Source organism: Halorhabdus sp. CUG00001, assembly GCF_009797925.1.
In the GTDB taxonomy this organism is placed as follows: Archaea; Halobacteriota; Halobacteria; order Halobacteriales; family Haloarculaceae; genus Halorhabdus.
This window is the reverse complement of the sequence record NZ_VOLB01000001.1, coordinates 2,312,358-2,337,829: the sequence shown is the minus strand read 5'-3', so window position 1 is coordinate 2,337,829 and position 25,472 is coordinate 2,312,358. Positions and strand designations below refer to the sequence as shown.

The following is a 25,472-nucleotide window of genomic DNA, read 5'->3' as shown; positions in this document are numbered from 1 at the left end:
CGTCGCCGGCCGCCAGCGGCCCCTGAGACGAGACAACGGGGATCGACAAGCCAGTCGTACCGAGCCGGTCAGGAGTTTTGACAGGCCGTGGCAGGCTCGCGTTCACAGACAGTGTTAGAGACGAGTTGCCACAACCCACGGCGAAGGCGTTCGGAAGCCGCTTGCTGTGAGATATCGAGGTCGGCCGCCAGATCACCCAACGATGTCTCCCGTGGGACCGAAAAGTAGCCACGATCCCAGGCGAGAGCCAAGATCTCTCGCTGAGAGGGCGTCAATCCGAACCCGTAGCGACTCATCTGGTCTTGATCGCGAATCGAGTTGACGGCCACGTCGACGCCCAACTGGTTGCACTGATCGAGAAACCCGGATAGCGCGTCACGATCGGGGACCCGCATACGGACGTCCCAGCCGTCACCATCGTTGGTCGCCGCAAGGAGGACGGCATCGTGGGACAGGGCAGCATTGTAAACGGCAGTCGTCGGCAGATCAGCGCCGTGAATCGATCGATAGAGGATTGCATCGTCCATCGACGCGAGCTGTGTCGCATCGGCCACGGTCCGATCGTCGGCCAGGGCGTCATCGAGTGTCTCGGCGGTGGCTCCCCGTGCCCAAAACACCAGCCGGAGTGGAACGGATGCCCCAGCATCCATGCCCTCGACTTCGAGGTACAAGTCCGGACACGTCGAAAACGTCGCTTCGAGAACCGGCGCGGCGAACGTACAACAGGCGATCATTGTCCGGACGTCGTGGATCGATGCTCAATGCGGCGCGATATAAACGTCGCGATCGACGCACGACTGGCCAGAGAGCGGCGTTGGGAAAAACGGGACCGGACGGTGTTCCCCCCGGTTCCGACCACGGTGCCGGCAACCCCCGGAGCACAGAGATGTCAGAGGCACAGGCTCCGGAGACGGGCGGATACTGCCAACACCGTGGTCGAACATCTTACCCCACGCATAATAATGATGACACCTGTATATTCATGCAGTATATAAGCGACTAGTCTCCGGCAAGCGAGTTGCGTACGGGCGAGGTATCAAGACAGGTTTTCTCCCTGGTAGTCACCGTCGTAGGTATCGTGGTGGGCAGCTTCGGCGACCACCAGTTGGGCGATCCGGGCACCGACTTCGAGTTCGATCTCGTGATACACTTCGAGCAGTCCCTCACCACGCCCTTCGTAGCCGGCGTCCCAAACCGCGGTATCGAGCATACAGGAGTTGCGCAGCAGCGACGAGCGGGGCAACAGGAACCCGACGTGCCCGTCGGGGATCCGGACCGGTTCCGCGTATCGCACGACGTACCCGCCGGGGTCGAGATGGAAGTGCCCGTCGTCGGTCTCGACGGGCTCGCGGTCGCCAACGTCCTTGCCATCCCGTCCGATCCGTCCCGCAGAGACCTGCTCGAATACCGCCTCGACAGTCAGATCGACACCGTTTGGCTGTATCTGATCCGCGCGGAGGTCATCGAGCTGTGCCGCGACAAACTGTCCACTCTCGAACATCGTCTCTGCGGTGGCCGGGGACGACCAAGAGCGTTCCGACAGCCCTGAAACGACGGTGGCTGCGAGCGAGTCCCGAGCGAGTCGGCCGGCTCGCTGCCAACCACATCGCCGAGGCCGAACACGAGACCGCCACCACATCCGTCGTCCCGAATCAGTGCGGTGAACGAACTAACACGGTCGATCGATAGAAACCGGCAAAACCGCCCGAGGGCAAATCCGCAGCATTCGCGCCAACACCGGGGATTTATGTCCGTGCGTGGTGTGTCTCCGGACGATATGGGACAGACGCTCACGGAGAAGATCCTCGACGATCACCTCGTCGAAGGGGACCTGGTCCCCGGCGAGGAGATCGGGATCGAGATCGATCAGGCGCTCACACAGGACACGACTGGGACGCTCGTCTGGCTGCAGTTCGAGGCCCTCGAACTCGAAGAGGTACAGACCGAGCTGGCCGCCCAGTACTGTGACCACCAGACGTATCAATTCGACTTCAAAAACACCGACGACCACCGCTTCCTGCGATCGGCGGCGGGGAAATTCGGGGCGTACTTCTCGCGGCCGGGCAACGGGATCTGCCATCAGGTCCACAAGGAACACTTCGCTGCGCCGGGCAAGACGATGCTCGGGTCGGACAGTCACACGCCGACACCCGGCGGACTCGGCGAGTTGGCGATCGGTGCCGGCGGCCTCGATCTAGCGGTCGCGATGGGCGGTGGGGCCTATTACATCGAGATGCCCGAGATCGTCAACGTCCGCCTGGAGGGTGAGTTGCCCGAGTGGGCGACCGCCAAGGACGTCATCCTCGAACTACTGCGCCGGCTCTCGGTGAAAGGCGGCGTCGGCAAGGTGCTCGAGTTCACCGGCCCGGGCGTCGAGACGCTGACCGTGCCCGAGCGGACGACCATCACCAACATGGGGACGGAGCTGGGCGCGACGACCTCGATCTTCCCGACCGACGAGGAGACGAGAGACTTCCTCTCCCGGCTCGACCGCGAGGACGCCTACGTCGAGATCGGCCCCGACGCGGACGCCGAGTACCACGACCAGATCACGGTCGATCTCTCGGAGCTCGAACCGCTGATCGCGACGCCGTCGATGCCCGACAACGTCGTCCCAGTCCGGGAAGTCGAAGGCACCGACGTCGAACAGGTCATCGTCGGTTCCTGTACCAACGGCGCCTACGAGGACATCCTCCCGTCGGCAAAGATGCTCGAAGGGCGAGAGATCGATCCGACGACCGAGATGATCGTCGCGCCCGGCTCGAAGCAGGCCTCGGAGATGCTCGCCCGCGAAGGGTGGGCTTCCGAGATGATGGCCGCCGGCGTCAACTTCTCGGAGGCGACCTGTGGCGCCTGTATCGGGATCGGCCACGTGCCCGCAAGCGATTCGGTCAGCCTGCGGACGTTCAACCGCAACTTCGAGGGGCGCTCGGGCCTGGAAGACGACAACGTCTACCTGGTCTCCCCGGAGGTCGCGACGGCCGCGGCCATCGCCGGCGAGATCGTCGATCCGCGCGATCTGGCCGAGGAGTTGGGCGACCTGGAGGCCCCGGGCATGGAACTGCCCGAGGAGTACTACGGCGCCGACACGGACATCATCGAGCCGGAGAACGCCGTCGACGACGACCTCATCAAGGGGCCGAACATCGCGGACGTCCCCCTGAAGGACCCGATGGACGCCGACCTCGGTGGGCCGACGCTGCTGAAGATGGGTGACGACATCACGACCGATCACATCATCCCGGCGACCCAGGACATCCTGATGTATCGGTCCAACGTCCCCAAACTCTCGGAGTTCACGCTCTCACGGGTCGACGAAGACTTCGCCGACCGCGCTCTGGAGGCCGACGGTGGCTTCCTCGTGGCCGGCGAGAACTACGGCCAGGGCTCCTCGCGTGAACACGCAGCGTTGTGCCCGATGTATCTGGGCGTCGAGGGTGTACTGGCCCAGAGCTTCGCGCGCATCCACAAGGCCAACCTGTTCAACTTCGGCCTACTGCCCTTGGAGATCGACGCAGACACCTACGAGAAAATCGACCAGGGCGACGATATCGAGATCGTCGACGACGTCGCGGGTGCCGTCCGCTCGGGTGCCCAAGAGTTCACGATCCGCGTCAACGACGAGTGGGAAGCGACCGGCCACCTGGATGCCTCCGAGCGCGAGCGTGAGATCCTCGCCAACGGCGGGAAGCTCCCGCACACGAAGATGCAATACGAGGATTCAGACACCGAAACGCCCGCAGACGACTGATCGCAGAGTCGTGTCGGTCTCGGTTTTCGACGGGTCGGTCACCGACTGACCAGGGCGATAGCCCTATGCCGATCGGTTTCCTACCCGTGTTTGTGACGGCGATCGCTTCCGAGACGACGACCGTGCCGTTCATCCGGTCGGCCAGGCGCTCGGATCTGCTGGCCGTCGTCGATATCGAGCAGCGGTCGTTCCCGCAGCCGTGGTCGATCGGTGCCTTCGAGCGATTTCTCGACGCCCCCGCGTTTCTCGTTGCCGTCGATCGCGACAGTGGCCAGGACGGCGCCGTCATCGGGTACATCGTCGCCGATGCCGTGCCAAATCACGGGACGCCACTCGGGCACGTCAAAGACCTGGCCGTCCACCCCGACTGCCGCCGAACGGGGATCGGCCGCCAGCTGCTCGAGCGAGCCGTCTGTACACTGCGCTCGACGGGCGTTGGCTCGATCAAGCTCGAAGTTCGGGAGAGCAACGATCCGGCAAAGCGCCTCTACCAGCGGACTGGGTTCGTCCACCGACGGACGATTCCACGCTATTACGACGACGGCGAAGACGCCCTCGTCATGTTGCAAACCTGGGGGTGAGCCCGGAGACAGACGCCAGTGGTGTACAGTCGGGAAGTCTTTCCGTGGGGCCTGCCTCGATACGACTATGGGATACGCGTGTCCGGTCTGTACGTCCCCACAGGCCGACGCCAAACACCTTGCCGACCACCTGGCGTTTACGGCACTGCTGGGTGACGACGACCACGAATCCTGGCTCGAAGAACACGCGCCAGACTGGGAAGATGCCGACGACGACAGCCTGGCCGAACAGGTCCTCGAGTATGCCGAAGAGACGGAACTCTCGCGAGACAGCGACCCGCACGATCACACGCAGGGATCGCCGGACGCGACCGGCAAACGGGCCGACCGCCCAAATGGAGTGACAGAGATCGACACTGAGGAACACGAACCTGGTGTCGCGTTCGATGACTTCGACGAGGCCGTCACTGCCGATTCGAACCCACCACTGGACACGGATGCCCAGGCTGCCCTCAAGGAGGCCTACGAGATGACGCGGGCACGACGTGAACGCGGCGGCCGAGAGCGAGCAGACGAGGGCGAAGACGAGACGGGCGAAACCGAGTAGTGGCCGCCACTCGAAACGACGCGCATGGAAACAGAGGGGCTGTTTACCCCGGACACTCGGGACGCTGCCCGCAACCGGTACGCGGAACTCAGACCGGTCGCAGACGTCGTCGTCCGGGAGGTGGCCAGGGCGATGGACCTGAGCAGCGAAGCATTCGACCGCCATGTGACCGAGACCGTCGTCGAGACGGCCCAAGACGCACTCTTTGCGTCCATGCTCGAGGTCACGGTCGGCACACGCGAGGAATTCGAGACCGTCTGTGGGAAGCGAGACGCCGAACTCGTCCAGACCGGGAGTGAAAACGTCGATCGGGTTGTCTGGCACGCCCCGCCGTTTGCCGACCGGATCGTCGCGACGACGTTCCAAGACGCCCGGGAGGCTGCCGTTGGAACCCTCCGCAGGCAAGCGTTCGGTCAGTTGTACCGTGATATCCTGGCCGATCCCGGCGATCCAGACAGCGACGATCGACAGGAGGGCGAGTAGATGCGCCGACGGACCCGCATCGCGGCGCTGGTCGTCCTCGGTATCGTCGTCTTCCTGTTGGCGCTGGGGGCGCTGCCGAGTCTCATCAAGAGCGGTGATCCCTACTACCTGACCGCGACGCCGGTCGAGGAGCACTCGGCTGTCAACGTGAGCGACCTCGACGAGCGGCGGTATCCGTACACGGCGGCCGCGATGGCTGCCGCAAGCGAAGGAGAGTCCGGGCGCTCGGATCGCTACTGGAAGGGGTACATCGGTTTCAAGGAGGCGTTCACTCACTCGCCGTTCGACGAGATCGACGCCCTCCGGCAGCGCAATCCCGACGCGAACGACGGCGACGCTATCTACGTCCGTGACGGCGACCGCTACTACAGAGTGACAATCACACAAGAGCTGGGAGGAACGGCCGATGAGTGAAGATCACGACTGGCCGATCCGGGAATCGGTCGCCGAATACGAGACCGGCTGGTTCACCGCCGGCTACGATCTGGTCGAACAGCCAGACGGGAGTACGAAACGCTACTACTGGGCCGAGCTACCGCCCGCGGTCGTCGTCCTGCCGGTGGCCGGCGACGAGATCGTGATGGTCCAGCAGTATCGGCCGGCGATCCGCAAGCACTGTCTCGAACTGCCGGCCGGAATCGTCGAGGACGGCGAATCCTACACCGAAGCCGGCGCGCGTGAACTCCGGGAAGAGACCGGCTTCGATCCGGCCGGCACTGCACTCCTCGAGGACTTCTGGGTGGCGACGGGTGCGATGCGCCACGAGCGCGGGATCGTCTTCGCGGAAGGGCTCGAACCCGTCGAGGCCAGTCTCGACGACAACGAGTTTCTGGAGGTCGTCACCGTCCCCATCGAAGACGCAGTAGATCGTGTCCGGGCCGAGCCCGCCAACGACGCGACGATCGAGGCGCTCCTGTTGGCTCAGGCAGACGGGGTACTCTAAACCGCCACCGGAGATAGCGGAATAGCCGGCGGCTATCGTCGCGGTTTTCCCGGCGACAGCACTGAGAAAGGATATGGACGGGGAACTGTCAGCTGCAGAACTACGAGAACTGCGCGAGTCCGAGGCCGACCTGCGGATCGTCGACATTCGACCGCCAAGAGCCTTCGAACGGGGCCACATTCCCGAAAGCGAGAATCTGCCGCTTTCGGGCCTGCCCGAGGAGATCGAGCGTCTCGACGGGGCCGATCGGGTGGTCACTGTCTGCCCGCACGGCCAGGCCAGCGTCCGGGCCGCCCGATTGATCGCCGCCTACGAGGGCTGTTCGGGCCCGGTCGAGAGTCTCGCATGTGGACTAGAAGGCTGGGACGGCGACCTCGAAACAGGCAGCGAGGACCCGCCGAAACAATCCGACGCGAACTGAGCGGTCGCTGTCGGGCACGAAGACGGTGGCTCGGGAAAGGCTCTCATCAGAAGGGGCTCAGTGGGGGTAACTGTTCGTCATCGCCACCACTGGCCGATTGGACTGGCAAGCAGATAAGTTGCCCACCTCCAGTCGACGACGTTGCGCGTCCCTCACGCGGACCAGTCCGCGTTGGCCCGGTGTACCCTCGCGATGTCCTCGATATCTTCGACTGAGAGGACCCCACGCTCTGTGCAAATCGCGTCGATCAGATCGGGCGGCGTCTCGTCGAAGATCGGCCTGGCGGTCGAGATGGCTGCCGGGCCGTCGTAGATCGTGGCTGGGTCAGCGCGTTCGAGGGAGCCACTCGGATCAGGGTCGATTTTGTCGACGCTAGCGACGACGAGCACATCGATACCTTCGTAGGCAGCGGCGAGGGCCGCGCTTCGCGTGCCGACCTTGTTGCGGACCGTCCCAGCAGGATAGATCGCGTCGGCTCCGACGAGGAGTGCCTCGGCGTCCCAGTCGTAAATCGCCCAGGCCAGGCCGGCGTCTGGGCTGAGCGTGACATCCATCTCCCCAGCCAGTGATGCTGCAACGTCGACCCCTTCCTCGCCCGGCCGTGACTCGGCGATCAACACCGCCTCGGGGGTCGCGCGGTCGAGCGTTGCCAGAACGGTTCCCGACCGCGACAGCGTGGCGACGCGATCGGGCAACCGCTCGGCCGCGGTTCGCGCCGCCTCGCTATCGGCATCGGCCGCACGTGCCAGTCCGTCTATGGCCGTCGTCTCGATGCTCGCCGGCGTCTGGTCCGCCCGTGCCATGACGCGGTTGACGCGATTTTCGATGACGGGCATCGACGGACGGGCCGCCCGAAGGTCTGCGGCCACGTCCGCGAGTCGATCCCAGTCACCCGCCTGCGTTCCCGTCGCTACCTGTCCGGCCTCGTCGCGGAGTCCCGCCAGCGCCCGCATCGAGAGCCAGGCCGAGCCGTGTTCCCAATCGGACTGGACGGTCTCGACGGTCGGGCGGACGCGCTCGTAGGACGCCCAGAGGGCGGGGACGGTCTCCCTACGGAGAATCGCCGTCGGGTGGACCCACTCGAATGTACTGGTCTCCCAGTTGGGCTCGACTGTTCGGTCGTCGCTGTCGAACAGATACGGATGAACGACCCACCGCGTGTCACGGCCCTCGTCGACGACATCGAGCGGTTCTCCCGCACGGATCAGCGTGACACGCCCGTCGAGTCCCGTTTGTTCGGCGATCGCCTGGCGGGCAGCCGCGTCCGGATCACCCTCTGGGTGAGCCGAGACGGCCCCCCACTGGCCGCTGTAGGAGCCGACCGCCTCGCTGCGATCCAAGAGCAACACCTCGCCCCGCTGACGAAGGAAACAGGTGACGACGTGTGTTTCGTCCATATCGAGAGTGAGAGGTCGGATGCTCTCAAAAGTGGCGCGAGGATCGGGTGACCACGAAGTTAAGACGCCCCGTCACGGTAGCCCGAACATGGAGGTTGCCATCGTCAGCGATTCACACGTCCCGTCGCGAGAAGGTTCGATACCCTCGTGGGCACGCGATCGCATGCGAGCGGCCGATCACGTCATCCACGCCGGCGACTTCGATTCCTCGAAAGCGCTGGCAGACGTTCGCTCCGTCGCCCCGCGGCTGACGGCCGTCGCGGGCAACATGGACCCCCGATCGCTTGGCCTATCCGAGAGACAGACCGTGACGCTGGGTGGCGTCGAGTTCGTCATCACGCACGGGACTGGCTCGCGCCAGGAGTACGAACAGCGCGTCGCCGAAATCGTCGACGAGGCGGCGACAGCCGGCCCGACGGTGGGTGTCGCCGGCCACACCCACGAACTGTGCGACGAGACCGTCGACGGCGTCCGCCTGCTCAACCCCGGCAGCGTCACCGGCGCGGCACCCGCAGCGGAGGCGACGATGCTGACCGCCGAGGTCGCCAACGGGGAACTCGACGTGACAGTCCACCGAGAGTAAGCCAGCCACGGACACGCAGGGTTTCGTCGTCGGCTGAAAGCGTCACGACCGGGCGACTTTTTGGGCCACCCACCCGAGTCGACGTATGGAGGTCTTCGCGGTCGATGGATTGCCGGAGGTCCGCCCGGGCGAGGACCTGGCGGGCCTGATCGAGGACAACGTCGACCTGCAGGACGGTGACGTTCTCTGTGTCGCCAGCACGGTCGTCTCAAAGGCCGAGGGCCGCGGGGCCAATCTGGCGGCATTCGAACCGGGCGAGCGTGCACGGGCGATCGCCGAGCGGATCGGCGAGATCGCCGACGAGCCAAAGGACCCCCGCTTCGCCCAGGCCGTCCTCGAAGAGAGCGAGGAGATCCTGCTTGGGGCCCCGTTTATCCTCGCGGTGACACAGTTCGGCCATATCACGGTCAACGCAGGCATCGATCGCTCGAACGTCCCCGAGACGGACCTACTGCTGTTGCCCGAAAACCCCACGGCGAGTGCACGACGGCTACACGACGCGCTCGGCGTCCCCGTCGTCGTCACCGACACGTCCGGACGACCGTTCCGACAGGGCCAACGCGGTGTGGCTCTGGGCTGGGCGGGTCTGCCAGCCTGCCGTGACTGGCGGGGCGAACACGACCGCGAGGGCCGGGAACTGACGGCGACCGTCGAGGCCGTCGCCGACGAACTCGCCGCGACGGCCAACCTGGTCACCGGCGAAGGCGCAGACGGCCGGCCCGTGGCCGTCGTCCGCGAGTTTGCGTTCGGCGACCACGACGGTCACGACGCCCTGTTTCGCGACCCCGAGTCGGATCTCGTCCGCCAGGCACTCAGGGGCTATGAGTACAGCACCGACTGAGACATCGAACGCCGACAGCACCACCGCCGACCCGATCGACAACCCCACACACATGCGAGCAATCGAACTTACCCCCGAACACCCCGTTGAGGACGTAACGCAACTGGCCGAGCGTGCCGAAGCCGCCGGCTTCGATACGGTCTTTGCCAGCAACCACTACAACAACCGCGACCCGTTCCTGACGCTCTCGGCGATCGCGGCGGCGACCGACCGGATCGACCTGGGTCCGGGCGTCGTCAACCCCTACGAGACCCACCCCGTCAGACTGGCCTCCCGGATGGCGACCCTACAGGAGGTCAGCGACGGTCGTGGTGTCTTCGGGATCGGTGCCGGTGACGCCGCGACGCTGTCGAACCTCGGCGTCGAACGCGAGTCACCACTCCGGCGCGTTCTGGAGACGTTCAAAGTGGCCCAGCGACTCTGGGCGGGCGAGACCGTCGACCACGACGGACTGTTCGAAGTGAGCGACGCGAGCCTGAACTACGAAGTGGACGCGATTCCGGTCTACGTCGGCGCACAGGGGCCACACATGCTCCGCATGAGCGGAAAGCACGCCGACGGCGTGCTGGTCAACGCTGCCCATCCCCGCGATCTCTCCTGGTCGGCCGACCGGATCGCCGAGGGAGAAGCCGACCGGCCGGACGATCGTGGTGAACTGGACGTAGCCGCCTACGCGAGCGTCAGCGTCGCCGACGACGCCCAGGCCGCTCGCGAAGCAGCCCGGCCGCCGGTCGCCTTTATCGCCGGGAGCGCGGCCCCACCGGTGCTCGATCGGCACGACCTCGATCACGAGCGAGCGAACGCGATCGGTGACTCGATTCAGGAAGGTGACTTCGACACCGCGTTCGAGGCTGTCACACCGGCAATGATCGACGCGTTCACGATCGCGGGAACGCCCGAGACTGTCGCCGATCGCCTCCAAGCAGCCGGCGAGTACGTCGATAGTGTCGTCGTCGCCTCACCGCTTGGCCCCGACGTCGAGACAGCTATCGATCTCGCGGCCGATGCACTCGATCGGACCGGAATGGCGTGAGGAGGTCGACGACAGCACGAAGACCCAGTACCCCGCCGGCCAGGACCGCCGCGCCGACGAACAGGGCCCCCAGTGCGACCAAAAGCGCGCTGATCGGCCCCTGGCTCGCCACGTCGACGAATTCGGCAGGTGCGTCGAAGAGACTGTTCACCAGCTTCGTGAGAAACGAGGCCATGTGACGACTTCGCAGCCAGGGCACTTGGATGCTTGGCCTGGGCACTCTCGGCCAGGCGTGAGCAGGCGCGAACGCGACAGCCTTTCAAGGGAGTGCCGTCAACCGACCGGAAGCATGGCGTTCGAAAAGCAAAGCGGGGTTTTCCTACACGTATCGTCACTTCCTGGGCCGGATGGAATCGGGACGCTCGGCGCGCCGGCCGAGACGTTCGTCGATTTCCTCGCCACGGCCGAGCAGTCACTCTGGCAGACCTGCCCGATCGGGCCGACCGACCCCGACGTGGGGAACTCGCCGTACTCGGCGTATTCAGCGCGGGCCGGGAATCCACTGTTCATCGATCTGGATGCACTCGTCGATCGGGGCTGGCTGGCCGACCTCGACCGGCCGGGGTTCGACGAGCGTGAGGTCGAATACGATCGCGTCGACGCGTTCAAGCAGGAGGCGCTGCGTGATGCCTTCGCCGGGTTCGAGGCGGACGCCGAGCCGGCGGCAAAGACGGACTTCGAGACCTACTGTGGGGAGGCCGGCGACTGGCTCGAAGAGTACGCACTCTTTCGGGCGTTGAACGACCGTTTCGACGGCGAGTGGGTCGAGTGGCCAGCCGAAGCCAAACACCGCGATCCCGACGCACTCGATCGATATCGTGAGGAACTCGCCGAAGAGATCCGCTTTCGAAAGTTCCTCCAGTGGGTCTTCGAGACCCAATGGCAGGCGCTCCGGTCGTATGCGGACGATCGCGGCGTCTCACTGGTCGGCGACATGCCGATCTACGTCGGCACCAACAGCGCCGACGTGTGGGCCAATCCCGAGCTGTTCAAGCTGGACGAGGACCTCGAACCCGCCTACGTCGCGGGCGTGCCGCCGGACGAGTTCTCCGAGACGGGACAGCTCTGGGGGATGCCGGTCTACGACTGGGCGGCCCACGCCGAAGACGAGTACGAGTGGTGGCTCCAACGGTTCGAGGGGTTGCTCGACCGCTTTGACGTCTTCCGGATCGACCACTTCAAGGGCTTCGAGAGTTTCTACCAGATTCCGGCCGACCACGACACCGCCGTCGACGGAGAGTGGGTGACCGGCCCCGGCGAAGCGTTGTTCCAGACCGTCGAAGCGGAACTTGGCGAGTTGCCGATCATCGTCGAAGACCTGGGCCACATCACCGAGGAGACCCGTGCCCTCCGGGACGCCTTCGAGTTCCCGGGCATGAGCGTCGCCGCGATGGCCGACTGGTGTGATCCCAGCCAGGGACATCATCCGGCCAGTTATACCGAAAACACGGTCGCCTATGCGAGTACCCACGACACCGACACGGTACCCGGTTGGTACGCGTCACTGTCGGACGCACAACGGGAGTGCCTCCACGACGTCGTCGACGGCAACAGCGACGATCCCCACTGGAACATCGTCGAAACGATCTGGGCGTCCGAGGCCGTCCTGACGCTCGTACAGTGTCAGGACCTGCTGGGACTCGGGACTGCCCACCGGTTTAACTTCCCCGGGACCGCCGAGGGCAACTGGGAATGGCGAGTCCTGCCATCGGAGCTGACTGACGACGTTGCCGAGCGACTCGCCGCCGTGAGTCGTCGTACCGATAGAGCCTGATTTCAGGCCAGCGAGACGGGCTCTGGGCTGAAACAGCGAGTAAATTCCCGAGACACAACATTTTTAAGGAGAAAAATCGGGTATCCGGATAGTCGGCACAACGCCGCTGATGAAAAATTTCATGACATATACCGAACGCACCGGGGGCCACCACCCCGGACCACCGCGGTTTCTGCAACTCGGAGAGCGTATCGTCGATCCCGGCTTCGTCGACCTGGGACACGGCTACGACAGAGACAACCTCGCGCCGACGATCGCGGGTAACCCAGAGCGAGATCCCGACGCCTACGACGCCGACGCGTTCACCTGGCAGCTCCGGGAGAAACCAGCGGGATCGAAGGCTGGCCTGGAGTATGCCCCCAACCCGTACAGCGACGCGGTGCGGTACGACGAGGGATCGCACAATACGGCCGAGTTCCAGCCGGACGAGCCGGGAACGTACGTGCTGGAACTGACGGCCCCGGACGGCACCCACGAGTTGACCATCGAGGTGTTCCCTGGACCGGGCCTCGAAGACGGCTTCGAGCAATTCGATCTCGACGATGACGACGCCTGGGGCGAGAAAGCGGGTGGCCCACCACGCATCGACCTCGAGAGCCACTACGACCCAGAGTCCGAATCGTTCGTGATCGAATCGAACCCGGAACTCGCGCCCGACAGCTTCGCGACCGAATCTGATCTGCGCGTGTCGTTTCTGCCCGAAGACAGAGCCAGCCTCGATCGTGACGAGATCGACGTCGAGGGGAACACTGCTCGCGTGCCCATCGAGGCACTGGATGAGCCGACGCGGGTGTTCGCCGCTCCCTTCGACGGCGTCACACTCGGCGCGACCGACGAGATCGTCCTCGACCCGGACGAAACGGCGGTGTCTTACCCTAATCGTGCCCCCGAGTGGCTCGACGATGCCGTCGTTTACGAGATTTTCACGCGGTCGTTTGCCGGCCAAAAGGGCGAAACCGACTTCGAGTTCCTCACCGAGAAAGTCACGTATCTCGACGAGTTGGGCATCGACGTCGTCTGGCTGACACCGATCGTGCCCGCCTGGAGTGGGACGGTCGACACCCCGCCGGGCGGTCCCCACGGCTACGATACCAGCGACTTCTTCGATGTCGCCGAAGATCTGGGGACGATCGAAGAGTTCGAAGCGTTCGCCGAAGCCTGCCACGATCACGACATCAAGGTGTGTTTCGACCTCGTGGTCAATCACGCCGGCTGGGACCACGCGTACTGGCAAGACACGATCGCCGACCTCGGCGACGATCCCGAGGACCCCTACGCGTTTCCTGATATCCAGGCCTGGGACACCGAGTCGCCGTACTTCGACTGGTTCGACCGCCAGACAGGCTCGACTGACAACGATGCCACACCCGCACAGACGAGTTTCTTCGACGTCCGCCTGCACCCGAACCTGAACTACGGTAATCTGGCGCTGCGAGAACACATCCTCGCCGCCGTAGACTTCTGGTCGGATATCGTCGACGCGTTCCGGTGTGACATCGCGTGGGGCGTCCCCCACTCCTTCTGGACGGAGGCCCGTCGGTTGACTCGCGAGAAAGATACCGACTTCATGTGGCTCGACGAGTCGATCCCGCGGATTCCGTCGATGGGCGAGTCCGAATTCGACCTGCACTTTGACTCGATGGGATACATGCACACGGCCCACGCCGTCGCTCGGGGCGAACGGCCGCCGGAAGACCTCTTCGAGAAGGTCCGAGCCCGGCGATCCTACGGGTTCCCCGAACACAGCCGCCTCATCAACGCCACGGAGAACCACGACGAATCACGCATCTATCACGAGGCCAAAGCCAACGGGGTCCGCGAAGACCCGGCCGCCGCCGAGCGTGGGGCACTGGCGGCGTCGTTCACACTCCCGGGCGTACCGATGCTGTACTACGGCCAAGAGCGACTCATCGGTGAGTACGGGCAACGCCGGGAGAGTCCATTCAGCGATCGGGAAGACGAGACCGACGACATCGAAGCCGACCCGTACAAGCGGGCGTTCATGAACTGGGAGGAATACGACGCCCCACACCTCGAGTTCGTCTCGGCCCTCGTCGACTTCTATCACGAGTCGCCAGTCACGGGTCCCGAGGCGACGCTGGTCCGTGAAGCCTACCGGACCGACGCCAGCGAGGACGTGCTGGTGTTTGGCCGCGACGCCGGCGAGGAAAAACGCGTCGTCGTGATCAACTTCGGTGCGGAACCCAAGCAGGTCGATCTACGCAGTGTCGTGGACACGCACGATCAGTTCTCCGATACCGACCTCGAAGTTGCGAGTGCCGAAGACGCGGTGACCGTCGAAGTCGAGACGCTCGCCGTCTTCGAGACGCCGACGCTGTTCGATCAGGGCGACTCCAGGTGAGGCCGCCAGCCGAGTCGTCCCCGGTCTAGGAAGAGCTCGAACGGTCGATCGGGCCGATCCGAACAACACTCCAGGGACGCGAAGGGCTATCGCCTGGTAGCGGCCACGTTGAACTCCCAGCGTCTCCGGCTCGGTTCGGGCACGACTGTCGGCCGTCCCCTGGATCTATCGGTCTGAGAGACGCCAGACGTATTCGTGGCCATCGAGGTCGATGCCGTCGACCGTGCGTGAGGCCGTCGTCACGTTGTTGTACGTAGAGAGGGTCCGGTCGCCGTGGGTTCGCGTCGAGACGAAGACACCGTTTTCGACCCGGTAGGTCGGTTGTTCGGCGAACAATGCCGGATTACTGGTTCGAGTCCCGATCATCTCCCGAAGGCCAGTCCAGATCGTGTGGGCATCTGGATCGTCGCCGGCCATCGCGGCTGCCTTGCGCTCCTCGTCGAAGGGGCCACGATGGAGGTAGCGGCTATCGTCGTAGCCGAGTTTCTCGTTCATCTCCTCGAAAAACGCACGATCGTTCGACATGCCGATCTCGTCACCGTAATAGATGATCGGCGTCCCCTCGATAGAGAACAGAAGCGAGTACGCAAGCAGGACACGCTCGGGATCTGTCTCGAGAAGGTCATACAGCCGCCCGGAGATACCCTCCCCGTCACGGAAGTCCCAGTCGTCGTCCCTGCGATACTCGTCGTTGAGGAGGCGGCGCTCGTCCGGGTCGACGAACTCCAAGGTCAACTCGTCGTGAACGCGCAGGAACGTAAACCACTGTGCGGTGTCGGGGATATCGAGTGTCTCTAGGCGTTCGAGCTCGTCGGTGATGTAGGTCGGATCGTTCTCGGCGAGCGCCAGGAAGAACGTCGGCATGATCGGAAAGTTGTACGCGACGTGGCACTCATCGCCGCTACCGAAGTAATCGACGACGTCGGACGGTTCCTGATTGGCCTCGGCGATCATGACCGTCCCCTCCGAAACGTAATCGAAGGCCGCCCGGAAGAGTTGCAAGATCGTGTGGGTCTCGGGGAGGTTCTCGCAGTTTGTCCCCTCACGTTTCCAGAGGAAGGGCGCGGCATCCATCCGGAACCCGTCGACGCCCGCCACCTGCCAGCGGGTCAGAATCCGGATCATATCGATCAAGACGGCTGGATTCTCGTAGTTGAGATCCGGTTGGATGTCGTAGAACCGGTGGAAGTAGTACTCGTCTGTGGGTTCGCTGTACGTCCAGTTCGAGTCCGAGACGCCTTTCAACAGGAGACGCGTCTCGGCGTATTTGTCGGTATCGTCGTTCCAGATGTAGTAGTCACGGTACGCAGCATCCGGACTGTCGCGAGCATTTTGAAACCACGGATGCTGGTCAGATGTGTGATTGATGGGAACATCGAACACGACCTTGATATCGCGATCGTGAGCTGCCTCGATGAACGTGAGGAACGCCTCGTTCCCGCCGAGTTCGTCTCGGACACGCGAGAAGTCAGCGACGTCGAATCCCTGATCGACCATCGGCGATTCGAGAACTGGCAACAGCCAGACGACCGTCACGCCCAACTCTTCGAGATAGTCGAGTCGATCGATCAACCCGTGAAAGTCCTCGGCGAACAGATCGACGTACAGCGAGTAGACGACGCCGGTTTGATACCAGTCGGTCTCTTCGGGGACGTACGTGGCCTGTTCGTTGCGTTCCTCGAGTAATTCGAGGAGCGCGGCTTTCCTGTCTGGATACGCTGTCCCGTAGATGTCTTCCCACAGCGTTTCGATTGTGTCTGTCATCGTAATCACTCCGTTCGTGGCGTCCCGCGGAGGGGCACTCTGCAATACGTCACGATGTGAGAGGTGCATACAAAGGTTCGCCGGTCGAGTCCCGACAGTTTCGAGGCGACGCTCGTCTGAGAGCGCGCCCAAGAGAGTGTCCGGAGGGACATTTAACTCCACTTACTCGAAAGGAAACGTAATGAGCGACTCGACACGGCCAGGCCGAGGCGACGGGTTGCCAAACAGGACGCGTGCACATCGAGGTGGGGGGCACAGTCCACGACATGGGCCGCCCGGTCGAGAGACGAGCGCGGCCACGTCCAACTACCGACGGGAGTTTCTGGCCATCGGAAACCGGACCGGCAGCGAGAAAGGGCACCTCGGTGTGGTGCTGGCCGATATCGGTCGGATTGCCGGTGAGGTCGGAAGCCTCACACTGCCGGTGATGCTGTATCTCCCTGTCGCCCCGGTCCGGGAACCGGGCGCCCTGTTCGAGGCGTGGATTGTGGCCCTGCTGACGATGATCGTTGTCGGGACGCTCCTCAGGGGTGGCTGGATCTCGCCACCGTTGACCGACGCTCCGGGGTGGGCTCGCTTGTTGCCCACGCTCATCTGGCTCAGACTGCTCTATTTTAACGGCATCCTCCTCGTTGCGATCCACGGTGGGAGTATCGTGGCTGGCCAAACAGGAGTGGCGGCTGGAGTGCTATGGTCGCTCGTTGTCAGCGCAACGGCGACAGGACTGTTCCCCCGTGTGGTCGATGCGTGGATGGCCGACACAGGGTCCTGAAAGCGAAGCGATGAACGAGGGGAGTGTGACCTAGCGGTCCCCGCAGGTGGTTGTACGTGACGTGGAGAAGAGAGATGGGGTTGGAGGCTCTGTCCGCGGGGTGATGGCAATGTGTGAGACCGGATAGAACGAGCGCGCACTGTCTGCCAGCAGTGGGGAACGATCGAGTGTGAGTGAGAGAGACCAGCGACGACAAAGGGGCCAAGACAGCGCCAGGAGAGCCCGTCCAGGAGTACGAAGGGCGTATACAGCACGCCGAAGACCCCCAACGGCTGTCGGCCCCATTGTCGACGACCGGACACAGTACAGCAGACGGTAGAGCAGCGCTGTGAATCTTCGAGTACGTAATCATGTCACTAGAGGATGTTATTTGTCGGTAGTGAGAGAAGTTTACAACAACTGTAGTCATACCGGCGGAAGATTGAAGTGGCCCCAGAACACTGGAATAAAATATGCCCAACGGCAACAACGGCAGTTCGTCGAGCGTGTCCCGGCGACGGTTCATCCAGGCTGCTGGCGCGGCAGGCGTGACAGCGGGTCTCGCAGGATGTGGCGGTGGAGACACCACGACAGACAGTGGGGGCGATACGGGCGGAGACGACCAAGACGGCGCCACGACTGGCACGGCCGACGGTGGCGAGATCGGTGGGAAGGTCTCGGTGTTCGCGGGGAAGGTGTGGGAACAGAACGAGGACAAGTTCACGAAAGTCCTTCACGAACAGGGCGTGCCGGATTCGGTCGACATCCAACTCAACTCCGCTGCCCAACAGACGGGGAGCAAACAGCAGCGTCTCAGAACACAGATCAACGCGGAGTCGAAGGACCCCGATCTCGTGTTGACGGACAACGGATGGACGATCCCGTTCATCGTTCGGGGCGATCTCGTCAATTTGACTGAGGAGATGAGCGACGAGTTCATCTCCCAGGTCTACGACGAAGGCGTCCGGTCGATGGTACAGACAGGACAACACCCAGATACGGGCGATCTGTACTCGATTCCGGTCTTCCCGGACTTCCCGACCGTGCAGTATCGAAAGGACCTCTTCAAAGAGGTCGGCTATACTGAGTCCGACTTCCAGCAGTGGCAGTCGAACCCGATCAGCTGGAGCAAGTTCTCGAGTATCGTCGCAGAAGCCAAACAGGCCGGCGACGTGGAGTACGGCCACGTCTGGCAAGGTAAAAACTACGGCGGGCTGTCGTGTTGTACGTTCAACGAGTTCCTGACGAGCATGGGTGGGTCCTTCTTCGGTGGCGAGGACAACCTCTTTGGTCCGATCGGAGACCGTCCGGTCACGATCGGGAACGAAAAGGCCATCGACGGAATCGAACTCGGGCGTGACCTGATCTACGGTGAGGGCGAATCGCCGCTGGACGTCAAAGGCGTCTCACCCAAGGAGGTCGCCGGGTGGATCGAACCCGACACGAAGAGCATCTTCGAAGCCCAGAACGCCGTCACCCAGCGCAACTGGACGTACGCCATCGGTGGCGCGGCGAACAAGTTCGAGGGCACAGACGCGGAACTCGGCGTGATGCCGTTACCGAAAGGGCCCAACGGCTCCTGGCACGCCCAGGGTGGCTGGATCCTCTCGATGAATCCCTACAGCGACAACAAGGCTGCAGCCAAGGAAGTCATCAAAGCCTGGTGGAGCGACGCGATGCACAAGACCCAACTCGACGTCGCAAACTACATGCCGCCCAAGCCGTCGCTGTACGATTACGTCAAGGAACACCCGACCTACGGGCCGTACTTCAAACCCCTCAATTACGCCGCCGAGAACCTCATGCCACGGCCGACGACATCCGTCTGGCCCACCCAATCGACTGTTATCGCGAAACAAGTCAACGCTGCACTCACGAAAAAGAAGTCGGCAGCCGACGCAGCCCAGCAATTGGAAACCAAGATCAAAGCGATCGAAGACCAGGCCTAGGACGATCGCGTCGAAGGCCGGTCCGGCTCGATAGAGAACACCGAGCAAAGTCGACAGGGTGCCTGTAGTGGAGAAGGGGCCCAGGGACGGCGGATACCCGTGCTATCAGGCACCTCCTCGAGACGGAGAGCAGTCTGGACCGATCCCGTCGGCATGGAGAGACAACCAAAGCTGGGACACACGTTCAAACGAATCACAATATTCAAATGATAGACTTGAGGATGACCGAACGCATGATTGAGTGGCAATCACACGCAAATACTGACAGAGGTGCCCCGACCCATGGGAGTTGAGGGAACACGGTCCTCAGAGCGGGGTGGCATCGTCTCGCGCCTGGCGACGTGGACGGAAAACCTGAGCGAGCAAACCTACGCGTTGTTGTTGCTGGCTCCAGGATTTCTCATCTTGCTCCTGTTCGCCTTCTGGCCGCTTGCATCGTCGTTCCGGATGTCGTTCTTCGAAGACGTCATCGTCGGCCCGGAGAGTCTGGGCGGGTTCATCGGGCTCGAAAATTACGTCAGTTTGCTCACCGACTCGAACGCCTTCGCGACGTTGACGTTCCTGGATCCGGCGATGGAAACGCCGCTCCTCCAGCAGGCGCTCGTCGTGACGCTGTTGTTCGCGATCATCAGCGTCGCCGGGGAGACCCTGCTCGGATTCGCGTACGCGATGTTGATGAAAGCGGAGTATCGTGGCCAGCGACTCGTCCGCGTCCTGATCATCATCCCGTGGGCCATTCCGATCGTCATCCAGGGGATGATCTTCTTCCTCCTGTTCCGGCCCGGGTACGGATTGTTGACCGGCCCACTCCATCAGCTGGGAGTGTTCTCACAGCTACCGCTGGGTGATGCATTCAGTGGCTTTGTCATCGTCACGGTAGCCGACATCTGGAAGACGTCGGCGTTCATGGCGCTGTTGATCCTGGCCGGGATGGAGAGCGTCAACCAGGACCTGTACGAAGTAGCCGACGTGATGGGTGCCTCGACCTGGCAGCGGTTCCGGTACATCACGTTCCCACTGGTCTTCCCCGCGCTCATGGTCGCGATGCTATTCCGGACGATGGGGGCACTCCGCGTCTACGGGATCATCGAGTCCACCGGAGTCGGTTGTTCGACAGTCCCATCGATGACGTGTCTGGTGACGGAGTTTACCTTCGGATCGACGACACTGTACGGGTCAGCAGCAGCCGTGAGCGTCCTCATCGCCATCACGGTCGGCGTGTTCATCTCGGTATATCTGCTGTTCATCCGGTACAGCAACCAGAGCCTGGGGTTGACATAGTATGAGTATCGACGCACAAGACCACGACGACGCAGAAACGCTCGACGACCAGGACGAGGAGTCGAAAAACCGAATCCAAGCGTGGGCCGCCGACTGGATACGCAACCCACAGAAGGCCTACGCGGTGCTGGGTGTGTTCATGGGCGGCGTCTTGCTGACGACGACGTTGTTCCCACTGTACTGGCTGTTCGCGGTTGCGATGGCACCGCCAGGCCAGACGAACATCCCACTGATCCCCACAAAGATCGATCTCTACGCCTTCGTGGATATCTTCCAGCAAGTGCCGTTCGCGCGGTTCATGTTCAACAGCCTGTTTTACGCGACTACCGTCACCGTCGTCGTGATTCTGGTCGCGAGTCTGGCAGGATACGCGTTCGGCCGTCTGGATTTCCGCGGCAAACTTCCGCTGTTGTTCTCACTGCTCGTACTGAGCTGGTTCCCGCCCGCGACACTGTTCTTGCCGTTGTTCCGGGCGTTCAACCAGCAGGTGAAGATGCTCGGCCTCTTCATGCTCCCGGCGGAGGTATACGGGACCCCAGGGGCCGTGATCGCCCCGCTCAGTGCGTTCACGATGCCGCTTGCGGTCTTCATCCTCATGACGTTCTACGCGCAGATCCCCGACGGACTCGAAGACGCCGCCAGAGTCGAAGGGTCGACCCGGATCGGGGCGCTGTTCAGAGTCATCATGCCGTTGTCGGCACCGGGAGTGGCCACAGCCGGCATCCTGACGTTCATTACTGTCTACACGGAGTTTTTCTTCTCGTTCCTGATGACCGGCGATGCAGCAAGCGAGTGGGCACCGATCGTCAACGGCGTCCTCGCCTTCCAGTCGCGGTACACCGTTCGGTACGATCTACAGGCCGCAGCGAGTCTCGTCGCGATCGTGCCGGTCGCGATCCTCGTCGTCCTCGCACAGGATAAGATCGTAAGCGGACTGACACAAGGAGCACTCAAGGAGTAACTAACGATGGCACGAGTCAAACTCGACGACGTATCGAAATCATACGAGGACGTAATGGCAGTCAACAACATGAATCTCGATCTGGAGGACGGCGAGTTCATCACGCTCGTCGGTCCGTCCGGCTGTGGGAAATCGACGACACTCGAGACAGTCGCCGGACTCACCAAGCCGACATCGGGGACCATTCACATCGGCGACAGGGAAGTCACGAACCTCCCGCCAAAGGACCGTGGGATCGCGATGGTGTTCCAGAACATCGCACTGTTCCCCCACATGGACGTCTATGACAACATCTCCTTTGGCCTCCGGCTTCGTGATTTCCCGAAAGACGAGATCGACGAGCGGGTCGAAGACGCAGCCGAGATTGTCGAGCTGGAGGGGATGCTCGACCGGATGCCCGACGAGTTGTCCGGTGGCCAGCGGCAGCGCGTCGCGATTGCTCGGTCGATCGTCCGGGACCCGGACGTGTTCCTGATGGACGAGCCGCTGGCGAATCTGGATGCCAAACTCCGGGTCAACATGCGGACCGAACTCCAGCGGCTACACAAGCAACTGGAGACGACGATCATCTACGTCACCCACAACCAGGCCGAAGCGATGACCATGTCCGATCGGATCGCCGTCATCAACGGGGGCGAACTCCAACAAATTGCCCCGCCGTTGACCTGTTACAACGAGCCGGCCAACCAGTTTGTCGCGGGATTCATCGGCTCGCCGTCGATGAACTTCGTTCCCGCAACGGTGGGAGACGGCGACCTGCAGGCGGACGGGTACTCCCTGTCGTACGATACCGCCGCCGTCGACGGCCTCGCCGCCCGCGAAGCGGTCGAAATCGGCATCCGGCCCGAAGATATCTATCTCGTCGAAAACGAAGCAGAAGCGGCCGAGCCAAGTACCCGCGTCGAGGTCGTCACCGACGTGCTCGAACCGATGGGCGATGAGATTTTCGTCTATCTCAAACCGGTCGGGGCTGGCAGTGAAGACGGGATGGGAAGCGTCGAAGAGCGTGAGGGCCTGTTGATGAGTGTCGATCCGGCGACCGACATCACCGAAGACCAAACGGTCGAGATCGTCTTCGACCGGTCCCGGCTCCACCTCTTCGATACGGATAGTGGCGCTGCGATCTCACACGGAGTGATCCAGGGTGCGATGATGGGTACCGAGTCCGGCGAAGACGAAGCACAAGCCGACGACTGAACGGCGGTCGTTTTTCGGGCGTAGTCTGGCCGGACCGATCGTCGGGCGTCTGACTCACTCGTTGGCGTGCCAGATATCGTCCATCGTCCAGACGTCCAGAGAGTGCAGGTGGGCCGATCCCCGACGCGCGAGCAGCGAGATAGCAGTACTCTCCACGTTCGGATACACCCGCGCCGTAAGCGTCTGGCGGCCGTTGGCGAACACCTCGACGATAGTTGTATCGACGAACACCCGGAGGTCCAGTAACTCGTCGTCGTCGAGTACGAGCGAACCGACTTCCGGCGGGCGGGCCAGTACCGCGGCGTCGGTACTCGAGTGACTCGTGTCGATCCCGAGGGCGTCGCTTCCACGCCAGTAGGAGATCGTCGTCCGTTCGGACCCATCCTGGGACCCCAACACGCCGAGATCGAGTTGGTCGGCATCACCGAGATCGACCGTCGCGTGGAGTTCGATGCTCCGACCGCCGGGTTCGGGGAACTGCCACTCGTCTTCGGGCGAGAGGGAGACTGATTCGACACGACGGTGATCGCGCCGTATCGTCCGGAGTTCTTCGACGGGTTCGAGGCGGAGTTGGCCGTCCTCGATCGAGAGGTCGCGGGGCAGACCGATCACGCCCGCCCAGCCCTCAGTGGGAGTGTCCTGCCAGTCCCGCCGGCCCTCGACCACGTTGAAGAAGGCGACGCGTCGGTCGCCCTCGTGGAGGACCGACGGTGCGTGGAGGTTCCCCTGGTCGACGGGGCCGTGATTCAAGCGGCCGTGCGTTTCGATATCGAAGGTCGGCCCTGTATCGTCGTACTCACCGACGTAATAGTGAGGTCCTCGCGGATGGGAAAAACAGAGAAGGACGTGTTTTCCGTCGAGGGCAAAGAAGTTCGGGACCGCCCCGTCTTCGTCGGGGTCGGTATAGAACCCGTCTTCGAGGAGTGGCCCGCGATAGGTCCACTCCCGGAGGTCGTCGGATTCGAAGAGAAACTCGGTGGCCCGGCGGTCGGTCTTCCAGCCCGACAGCAAGCGATAGATCTCACCGTCGGCCCACAGGCAGGGATCGAAGATCTCGTAGGGCGCGTCCTCGTCGACCGGAACGACCGGATTCGCCTCGAACTTCTGGAAGTCGAGGAGATACTCGTCAGTTCCAGTCGCGAGGCAGATCCCCGCATCCGTTCCGAAGTACGCCAGGAGTACGCGCTCGTCTTCGGCGAGTGCCTGTCCGCTGTAACACCCGCGTTCGGGACCACTGTCTGGCCCGAGAGCGATCGGGAGATCACGCCAGTGGACGAGATCGTCGCTGACAGCGTGCCCCCAGTGCATAGCTGCGTCCCACTCGCGGGTTTCGGGGATAGTCGGCGGCCAAAACTGATAGAACAGATGATACCGACCGTTCCAGTACAGGGCTCCATTAGGATCGTGAAGCACTCCCCCCGGCGGGAAAAAATGGTAGTTGGGACGGAACGGGTCATCGTCGAAGCGTCGTCGCCGGGCCCGCGCCTCGGCGGTTCGCTCCGCAATCCGGTCCGGAAGTGCCGTCACGTGGTCCATACGTTGGTGCGAGCGAGCGGGAGTATAAAACCCGACGGACGGCCCCGACGTTTCGTCGGCGAATTCGTCTCGAAGCGGTCGTCAGTCTTCGATCGATTCGATGACGATGCGGGTCGCCTCGTAATCTTCGATGACGGCACCCCAGCCCCCGATCTCGATTTCCCGCTCTCCAGTGTCTAAGACGATGGTCGCCTGCCCGCCGTGATACAGGACTGGCGCGTCGGCCGGATATTTCTCGAGTCCGGTGTAGTAGACGTCGACGATCGTCCCGGCGAGGGAACGAGAAGCCTCGGTGTCGACAGCAACAGCGTCGATCGTCGCCGTAATCGTGGCCCCGTCCGAGAGGGGCGTGGCAATGTCTCGGATGCATTCACGGACGTTGATGTACGTCATCGGTGGGGCGTCAGCGTCCGTCACGAGTTGCTCTAAGTTCGACTCCCAGATACCGGCGAGGAAAAACCAGTGGAAGATATAGGCGTAGGTTCGATCCTTGACGATCATCCCGTATCGATTCATCGACAGTTTGTGCGGCGCGAAACAGGTCGTCGTCCGATCGACGACCGCCACGAAGGGGACCGGGACTGGCCGGTAACCGACTTCCGTCGCGACGTTTTCCAGCTCGTCGAGGTCGGGAAACGGTTCGTCACTGTCTTCGTCGATATAGATCCCAATCCGAATGTGAACGCCGTTCTCGTGGGCCGCCTCAAGCGTGGGGCGGAGTTGCTCGAACTGGTCGAGGTTCACTGCCAGCTGCACCTGGTCGGTCGCTTCGCGGATGATCGCCGCAGCTTGATCGAGAACCGTGTCGATCCGCTTGACGAAATTCACCGTGTGAGTCTCGATTGTCGGCGCTTCCCACAGGTTCTCGATCTCGTCGGCAGCAGTCTCGAAGTTGGTCGCCCGCTCACGGAGATCCTCCAAGATGGCCGCGGGACTGAACGCTCTGGCCCGGAGGCTGTCCTGTTCGTAGGTCTCGATGTACCCAGCTTCCTCAAGATCTCGCAGCACGTCGTAGATCCGCGGATCGGGAACGTCACTCTCCTTGGCGATTGTCGTCGCCGACGCCGATCCGAGCTTGAGAATCTCGACGTACGCACTGGCCTGGTACGGAGAGAGCCCAGCGTCTTCGAGTATCGTCGTGAGTGTCGCCTCGTTCATCGCCTGCGTTTCGGAAGTGTCAGTCATTGTATTCGATAGATGTCGTCGATACGATCGCGGTCGGCACGCTACCGGCGATTGTCCGGCTGTACCGACGTGTCGAACCCGGGCCACCAGTATCGCCTCGCAAAAGCGACGTGAACTGCGGAGTGTCGTGAC

The 25,472-nt window shown here is 62.9% G+C and carries 24 protein-coding genes; 17 read left to right on the top strand and 7 right to left on the bottom strand.

The window, feature by feature from the left end; all coding sequences use genetic code 11:
* Nucleotides 1-68 precede the first annotated feature (68 nt).
* Together FR699_RS11565 and FR699_RS11560 are read right to left on the bottom strand one after the other, a co-directional pair.
* Nucleotides 69-734 carry a helix-turn-helix domain-containing protein gene (locus FR699_RS11565; RefSeq protein ID WP_158855504.1) on the bottom strand — a complete coding sequence of 222 codons (666 nt, stop codon included), beginning with the start codon at nucleotides 732-734 and terminating at the stop codon, nucleotides 69-71.
* Between the two features lie 302 nt (nucleotides 735-1,036).
* Nucleotides 1,037-1,501, bottom strand: coding sequence for a deoxyuridine 5'-triphosphate nucleotidohydrolase (locus tag FR699_RS11560; protein ID WP_154552618.1), 465 nt, complete (start codon nucleotides 1,499-1,501; stop codon nucleotides 1,037-1,039).
* 276 nt (nucleotides 1,502-1,777) lie between these two features.
* Between FR699_RS11560 and FR699_RS11555 the strand changes: the two genes are divergently transcribed.
* The 7 genes from FR699_RS11555 to FR699_RS11525 all read left to right on the top strand — a co-directional run bounded on the left by FR699_RS11555 (nucleotide 1,778) and on the right by FR699_RS11525 (nucleotide 6,726).
* On the top strand, nucleotides 1,778-3,751 hold the full coding sequence (locus FR699_RS11555; protein WP_154552619.1) for an aconitate hydratase: 1,974 nt from the start codon (nucleotides 1,778-1,780) through the stop codon (nucleotides 3,749-3,751).
* 65 nt (nucleotides 3,752-3,816) lie between these two features.
* Nucleotides 3,817-4,332: a ribosomal protein S18-alanine N-acetyltransferase gene (gene rimI / locus FR699_RS11550; RefSeq protein ID WP_154552620.1), complete on the top strand. Its 516-nt coding sequence runs from the start codon at nucleotides 3,817-3,819 to the stop codon at nucleotides 4,330-4,332.
* 67 nt (nucleotides 4,333-4,399) lie between these two features.
* The gene (locus FR699_RS11545) at nucleotides 4,400-4,879 is read left to right on the top strand and encodes a DUF5810 domain-containing protein (protein WP_154552621.1); all 480 of its coding nucleotides are present in this window, start codon (nucleotides 4,400-4,402) and stop codon (nucleotides 4,877-4,879) included.
* A 24-nt stretch (nucleotides 4,880-4,903) separates the two neighbouring features.
* Nucleotides 4,904-5,362, top strand: a complete 459-nt coding sequence (locus tag FR699_RS11540) for a DUF5809 family protein (protein WP_158855503.1) — start codon at nucleotides 4,904-4,906, stop codon at nucleotides 5,360-5,362.
* Complete coding sequence (locus FR699_RS11535) at nucleotides 5,363-5,776, top strand: hypothetical protein (RefSeq protein ID WP_154552623.1); 414 nt, start codon at nucleotides 5,363-5,365, stop codon at nucleotides 5,774-5,776. It abuts the gene before it with no gap.
* On the top strand, nucleotides 5,769-6,305 hold the full coding sequence (locus FR699_RS11530) for an NUDIX hydrolase (RefSeq protein WP_154552624.1): 537 nt from the start codon (nucleotides 5,769-5,771) through the stop codon (nucleotides 6,303-6,305). The genes FR699_RS11535 and FR699_RS11530 overlap by 8 nt, the downstream gene beginning before the upstream one ends.
* Before the next feature lie 73 nt (nucleotides 6,306-6,378).
* Nucleotides 6,379-6,726, top strand: coding sequence for a rhodanese-like domain-containing protein (locus tag FR699_RS11525; protein WP_158855502.1), 348 nt, complete (start codon nucleotides 6,379-6,381; stop codon nucleotides 6,724-6,726).
* A gap of 152 nt (nucleotides 6,727-6,878) precedes the next feature.
* Here FR699_RS11525 and FR699_RS11520 read toward each other — a convergent pair whose 3' ends face one another.
* Complete coding sequence (locus FR699_RS11520) at nucleotides 6,879-8,123, bottom strand: NUDIX domain-containing protein (protein ID WP_158855501.1); 1,245 nt, start codon at nucleotides 8,121-8,123, stop codon at nucleotides 6,879-6,881.
* Nucleotides 8,124-8,211: 88 nt separating this feature from the next.
* Here FR699_RS11520 and FR699_RS11515 point away from each other — a divergent pair, with 88 nt between their 5' ends.
* The 3 genes from FR699_RS11515 (at nucleotide 8,212) to FR699_RS11505 (ending at nucleotide 10,580) form a co-directional block, all read left to right on the top strand.
* Nucleotides 8,212-8,706 carry a metallophosphoesterase family protein gene (locus tag FR699_RS11515; RefSeq protein ID WP_154552627.1) on the top strand — a complete coding sequence of 165 codons (495 nt, stop codon included), beginning with the start codon at nucleotides 8,212-8,214 and terminating at the stop codon, nucleotides 8,704-8,706.
* Nucleotides 8,707-8,791: 85 nt separating this feature from the next.
* On the top strand, nucleotides 8,792-9,547 hold the full coding sequence (locus FR699_RS11510) for a coenzyme F420-0:L-glutamate ligase (protein ID WP_158855500.1): 756 nt from the start codon (nucleotides 8,792-8,794) through the stop codon (nucleotides 9,545-9,547).
* A 52-nt stretch (nucleotides 9,548-9,599) separates the two neighbouring features.
* The gene (locus tag FR699_RS11505; protein WP_158855743.1) at nucleotides 9,600-10,580 is read left to right on the top strand and encodes a 5,10-methylenetetrahydromethanopterin reductase; all 981 of its coding nucleotides are present in this window, start codon (nucleotides 9,600-9,602) and stop codon (nucleotides 10,578-10,580) included.
* Here the strand turns inward: FR699_RS11505 and FR699_RS13360 are convergent.
* Nucleotides 10,534-10,755 carry a hypothetical protein gene (locus FR699_RS13360; protein WP_233263408.1) on the bottom strand — a complete coding sequence of 74 codons (222 nt, stop codon included), beginning with the start codon at nucleotides 10,753-10,755 and terminating at the stop codon, nucleotides 10,534-10,536. The two genes, FR699_RS11505 and FR699_RS13360, sit on opposite strands and share 47 nt — an antisense overlap.
* On the opposite strand from FR699_RS13360, the gene malQ reads away from it, so the two are divergent.
* Nucleotides 10,756-12,354, top strand: a complete 1,599-nt coding sequence (malQ, locus tag FR699_RS11500) for a 4-alpha-glucanotransferase (protein ID WP_255470258.1) — start codon at nucleotides 10,756-10,758, stop codon at nucleotides 12,352-12,354. It abuts the gene before it with no gap.
* Between the two features lie 109 nt (nucleotides 12,355-12,463).
* Nucleotides 12,464-14,716: an alpha-amylase family glycosyl hydrolase gene (locus tag FR699_RS11495; RefSeq protein ID WP_233263406.1), complete on the top strand. Its 2,253-nt coding sequence runs from the start codon at nucleotides 12,464-12,466 to the stop codon at nucleotides 14,714-14,716.
* 165 nt (nucleotides 14,717-14,881) lie between these two features.
* Here FR699_RS11495 and FR699_RS11490 read toward each other — a convergent pair whose 3' ends face one another.
* Entirely contained in the window at nucleotides 14,882-16,480 is a 1,599-nt protein-coding gene (locus tag FR699_RS11490; RefSeq protein ID WP_154552631.1) for an alpha-amylase family glycosyl hydrolase, read from the bottom strand.
* 181 nt (nucleotides 16,481-16,661) lie between these two features.
* Here FR699_RS11490 and FR699_RS11485 point away from each other — a divergent pair, with 181 nt between their 5' ends.
* The 5 genes from FR699_RS11485 (at nucleotide 16,662) to FR699_RS11465 (ending at nucleotide 22,619) form a co-directional block, all read left to right on the top strand.
* The gene (locus FR699_RS11485; protein ID WP_158855498.1) at nucleotides 16,662-17,252 is read left to right on the top strand and encodes a hypothetical protein; all 591 of its coding nucleotides are present in this window, start codon (nucleotides 16,662-16,664) and stop codon (nucleotides 17,250-17,252) included.
* 452 nt (nucleotides 17,253-17,704) lie between these two features.
* Nucleotides 17,705-19,180 (top strand): extracellular solute-binding protein, encoded by a 1,476-nt coding sequence (locus tag FR699_RS11480; protein WP_158855497.1) that lies wholly within the window; start codon nucleotides 17,705-17,707, stop codon nucleotides 19,178-19,180.
* A gap of 282 nt (nucleotides 19,181-19,462) precedes the next feature.
* Nucleotides 19,463-20,461 carry a carbohydrate ABC transporter permease gene (locus FR699_RS11475; RefSeq protein ID WP_158855496.1) on the top strand — a complete coding sequence of 333 codons (999 nt, stop codon included), beginning with the start codon at nucleotides 19,463-19,465 and terminating at the stop codon, nucleotides 20,459-20,461.
* Nucleotide 20,462: 1 nt separating this feature from the next.
* Complete coding sequence (locus tag FR699_RS11470; protein WP_158855495.1) at nucleotides 20,463-21,422, top strand: carbohydrate ABC transporter permease; 960 nt, start codon at nucleotides 20,463-20,465, stop codon at nucleotides 21,420-21,422.
* Nucleotides 21,423-21,428: 6 nt separating this feature from the next.
* The gene (locus tag FR699_RS11465) at nucleotides 21,429-22,619 is read left to right on the top strand and encodes an ABC transporter ATP-binding protein (protein ID WP_158855494.1); all 1,191 of its coding nucleotides are present in this window, start codon (nucleotides 21,429-21,431) and stop codon (nucleotides 22,617-22,619) included.
* A gap of 54 nt (nucleotides 22,620-22,673) precedes the next feature.
* Here the strand turns inward: FR699_RS11465 and FR699_RS11460 are convergent, their stop codons facing one another.
* Together FR699_RS11460 and FR699_RS11455 are read right to left on the bottom strand one after the other, a co-directional pair.
* A complete protein-coding gene (locus FR699_RS11460; protein ID WP_158855493.1) occupies nucleotides 22,674-24,155 on the bottom strand; it encodes a glycoside hydrolase family 32 protein in 1,482 nt (493 codons plus the stop codon).
* Between the two features lie 81 nt (nucleotides 24,156-24,236).
* On the bottom strand, nucleotides 24,237-25,340 hold the full coding sequence (locus tag FR699_RS11455; RefSeq protein ID WP_233263405.1) for a TrmB family transcriptional regulator: 1,104 nt from the start codon (nucleotides 25,338-25,340) through the stop codon (nucleotides 24,237-24,239).
* Nucleotides 25,341-25,472: the final 132 nt, after the last annotated feature.

Bases quoted from the DNA above. Each gene is read 5' to 3' on its own strand.
- FR699_RS11565 (WP_158855504.1), bottom strand. From the start codon at position 734: ATGATCGCCTGTTGTACGTTCGCCGCGCCGGTTCTCGAAGCGACGTTT.
- FR699_RS11560 (WP_154552618.1), bottom strand. From the start codon at position 1,501: ATGTTCGAGAGTGGACAGTTTGTCGCGGCACAGCTCGATGACCTCCGC.
- FR699_RS11555 (WP_154552619.1), top strand. From the start codon at position 1,778: ATGGGACAGACGCTCACGGAGAAGATCCTCGACGATCACCTCGTCGAA.
- rimI (WP_154552620.1), top strand. From the start codon at position 3,817: ATGCCGATCGGTTTCCTACCCGTGTTTGTGACGGCGATCGCTTCCGAG.
- FR699_RS11545 (WP_154552621.1), top strand. From the start codon at position 4,400: ATGGGATACGCGTGTCCGGTCTGTACGTCCCCACAGGCCGACGCCAAA.
- FR699_RS11540 (WP_158855503.1), top strand. From the start codon at position 4,904: ATGGAAACAGAGGGGCTGTTTACCCCGGACACTCGGGACGCTGCCCGC.
- FR699_RS11535 (WP_154552623.1), top strand. From the start codon at position 5,363: ATGCGCCGACGGACCCGCATCGCGGCGCTGGTCGTCCTCGGTATCGTC.
- FR699_RS11530 (WP_154552624.1), top strand. From the start codon at position 5,769: ATGAGTGAAGATCACGACTGGCCGATCCGGGAATCGGTCGCCGAATAC.
- FR699_RS11525 (WP_158855502.1), top strand. From the start codon at position 6,379: ATGGACGGGGAACTGTCAGCTGCAGAACTACGAGAACTGCGCGAGTCC.
- FR699_RS11520 (WP_158855501.1), bottom strand. From the start codon at position 8,123: ATGGACGAAACACACGTCGTCACCTGTTTCCTTCGTCAGCGGGGCGAG.
- FR699_RS11515 (WP_154552627.1), top strand. From the start codon at position 8,212: ATGGAGGTTGCCATCGTCAGCGATTCACACGTCCCGTCGCGAGAAGGT.
- FR699_RS11510 (WP_158855500.1), top strand. From the start codon at position 8,792: ATGGAGGTCTTCGCGGTCGATGGATTGCCGGAGGTCCGCCCGGGCGAG.
- FR699_RS11505 (WP_158855743.1), top strand. From the start codon at position 9,600: ATGCGAGCAATCGAACTTACCCCCGAACACCCCGTTGAGGACGTAACG.
- FR699_RS13360 (WP_233263408.1), bottom strand. From the start codon at position 10,755: ATGGCCTCGTTTCTCACGAAGCTGGTGAACAGTCTCTTCGACGCACCT.
- FR699_RS11495 (WP_233263406.1), top strand. From the start codon at position 12,464: ATGAAAAATTTCATGACATATACCGAACGCACCGGGGGCCACCACCCC.
- FR699_RS11490 (WP_154552631.1), bottom strand. From the start codon at position 16,480: ATGACAGACACAATCGAAACGCTGTGGGAAGACATCTACGGGACAGCG.
- FR699_RS11485 (WP_158855498.1), top strand. From the start codon at position 16,662: ATGAGCGACTCGACACGGCCAGGCCGAGGCGACGGGTTGCCAAACAGG.
- FR699_RS11480 (WP_158855497.1), top strand. From the start codon at position 17,705: ATGCCCAACGGCAACAACGGCAGTTCGTCGAGCGTGTCCCGGCGACGG.
- FR699_RS11475 (WP_158855496.1), top strand. From the start codon at position 19,463: ATGGGAGTTGAGGGAACACGGTCCTCAGAGCGGGGTGGCATCGTCTCG.
- FR699_RS11470 (WP_158855495.1), top strand. From the start codon at position 20,463: ATGAGTATCGACGCACAAGACCACGACGACGCAGAAACGCTCGACGAC.
- FR699_RS11465 (WP_158855494.1), top strand. From the start codon at position 21,429: ATGGCACGAGTCAAACTCGACGACGTATCGAAATCATACGAGGACGTA.
- FR699_RS11460 (WP_158855493.1), bottom strand. From the start codon at position 24,155: ATGGACCACGTGACGGCACTTCCGGACCGGATTGCGGAGCGAACCGCC.
- FR699_RS11455 (WP_233263405.1), bottom strand. From the start codon at position 25,340: ATGACTGACACTTCCGAAACGCAGGCGATGAACGAGGCGACACTCACG.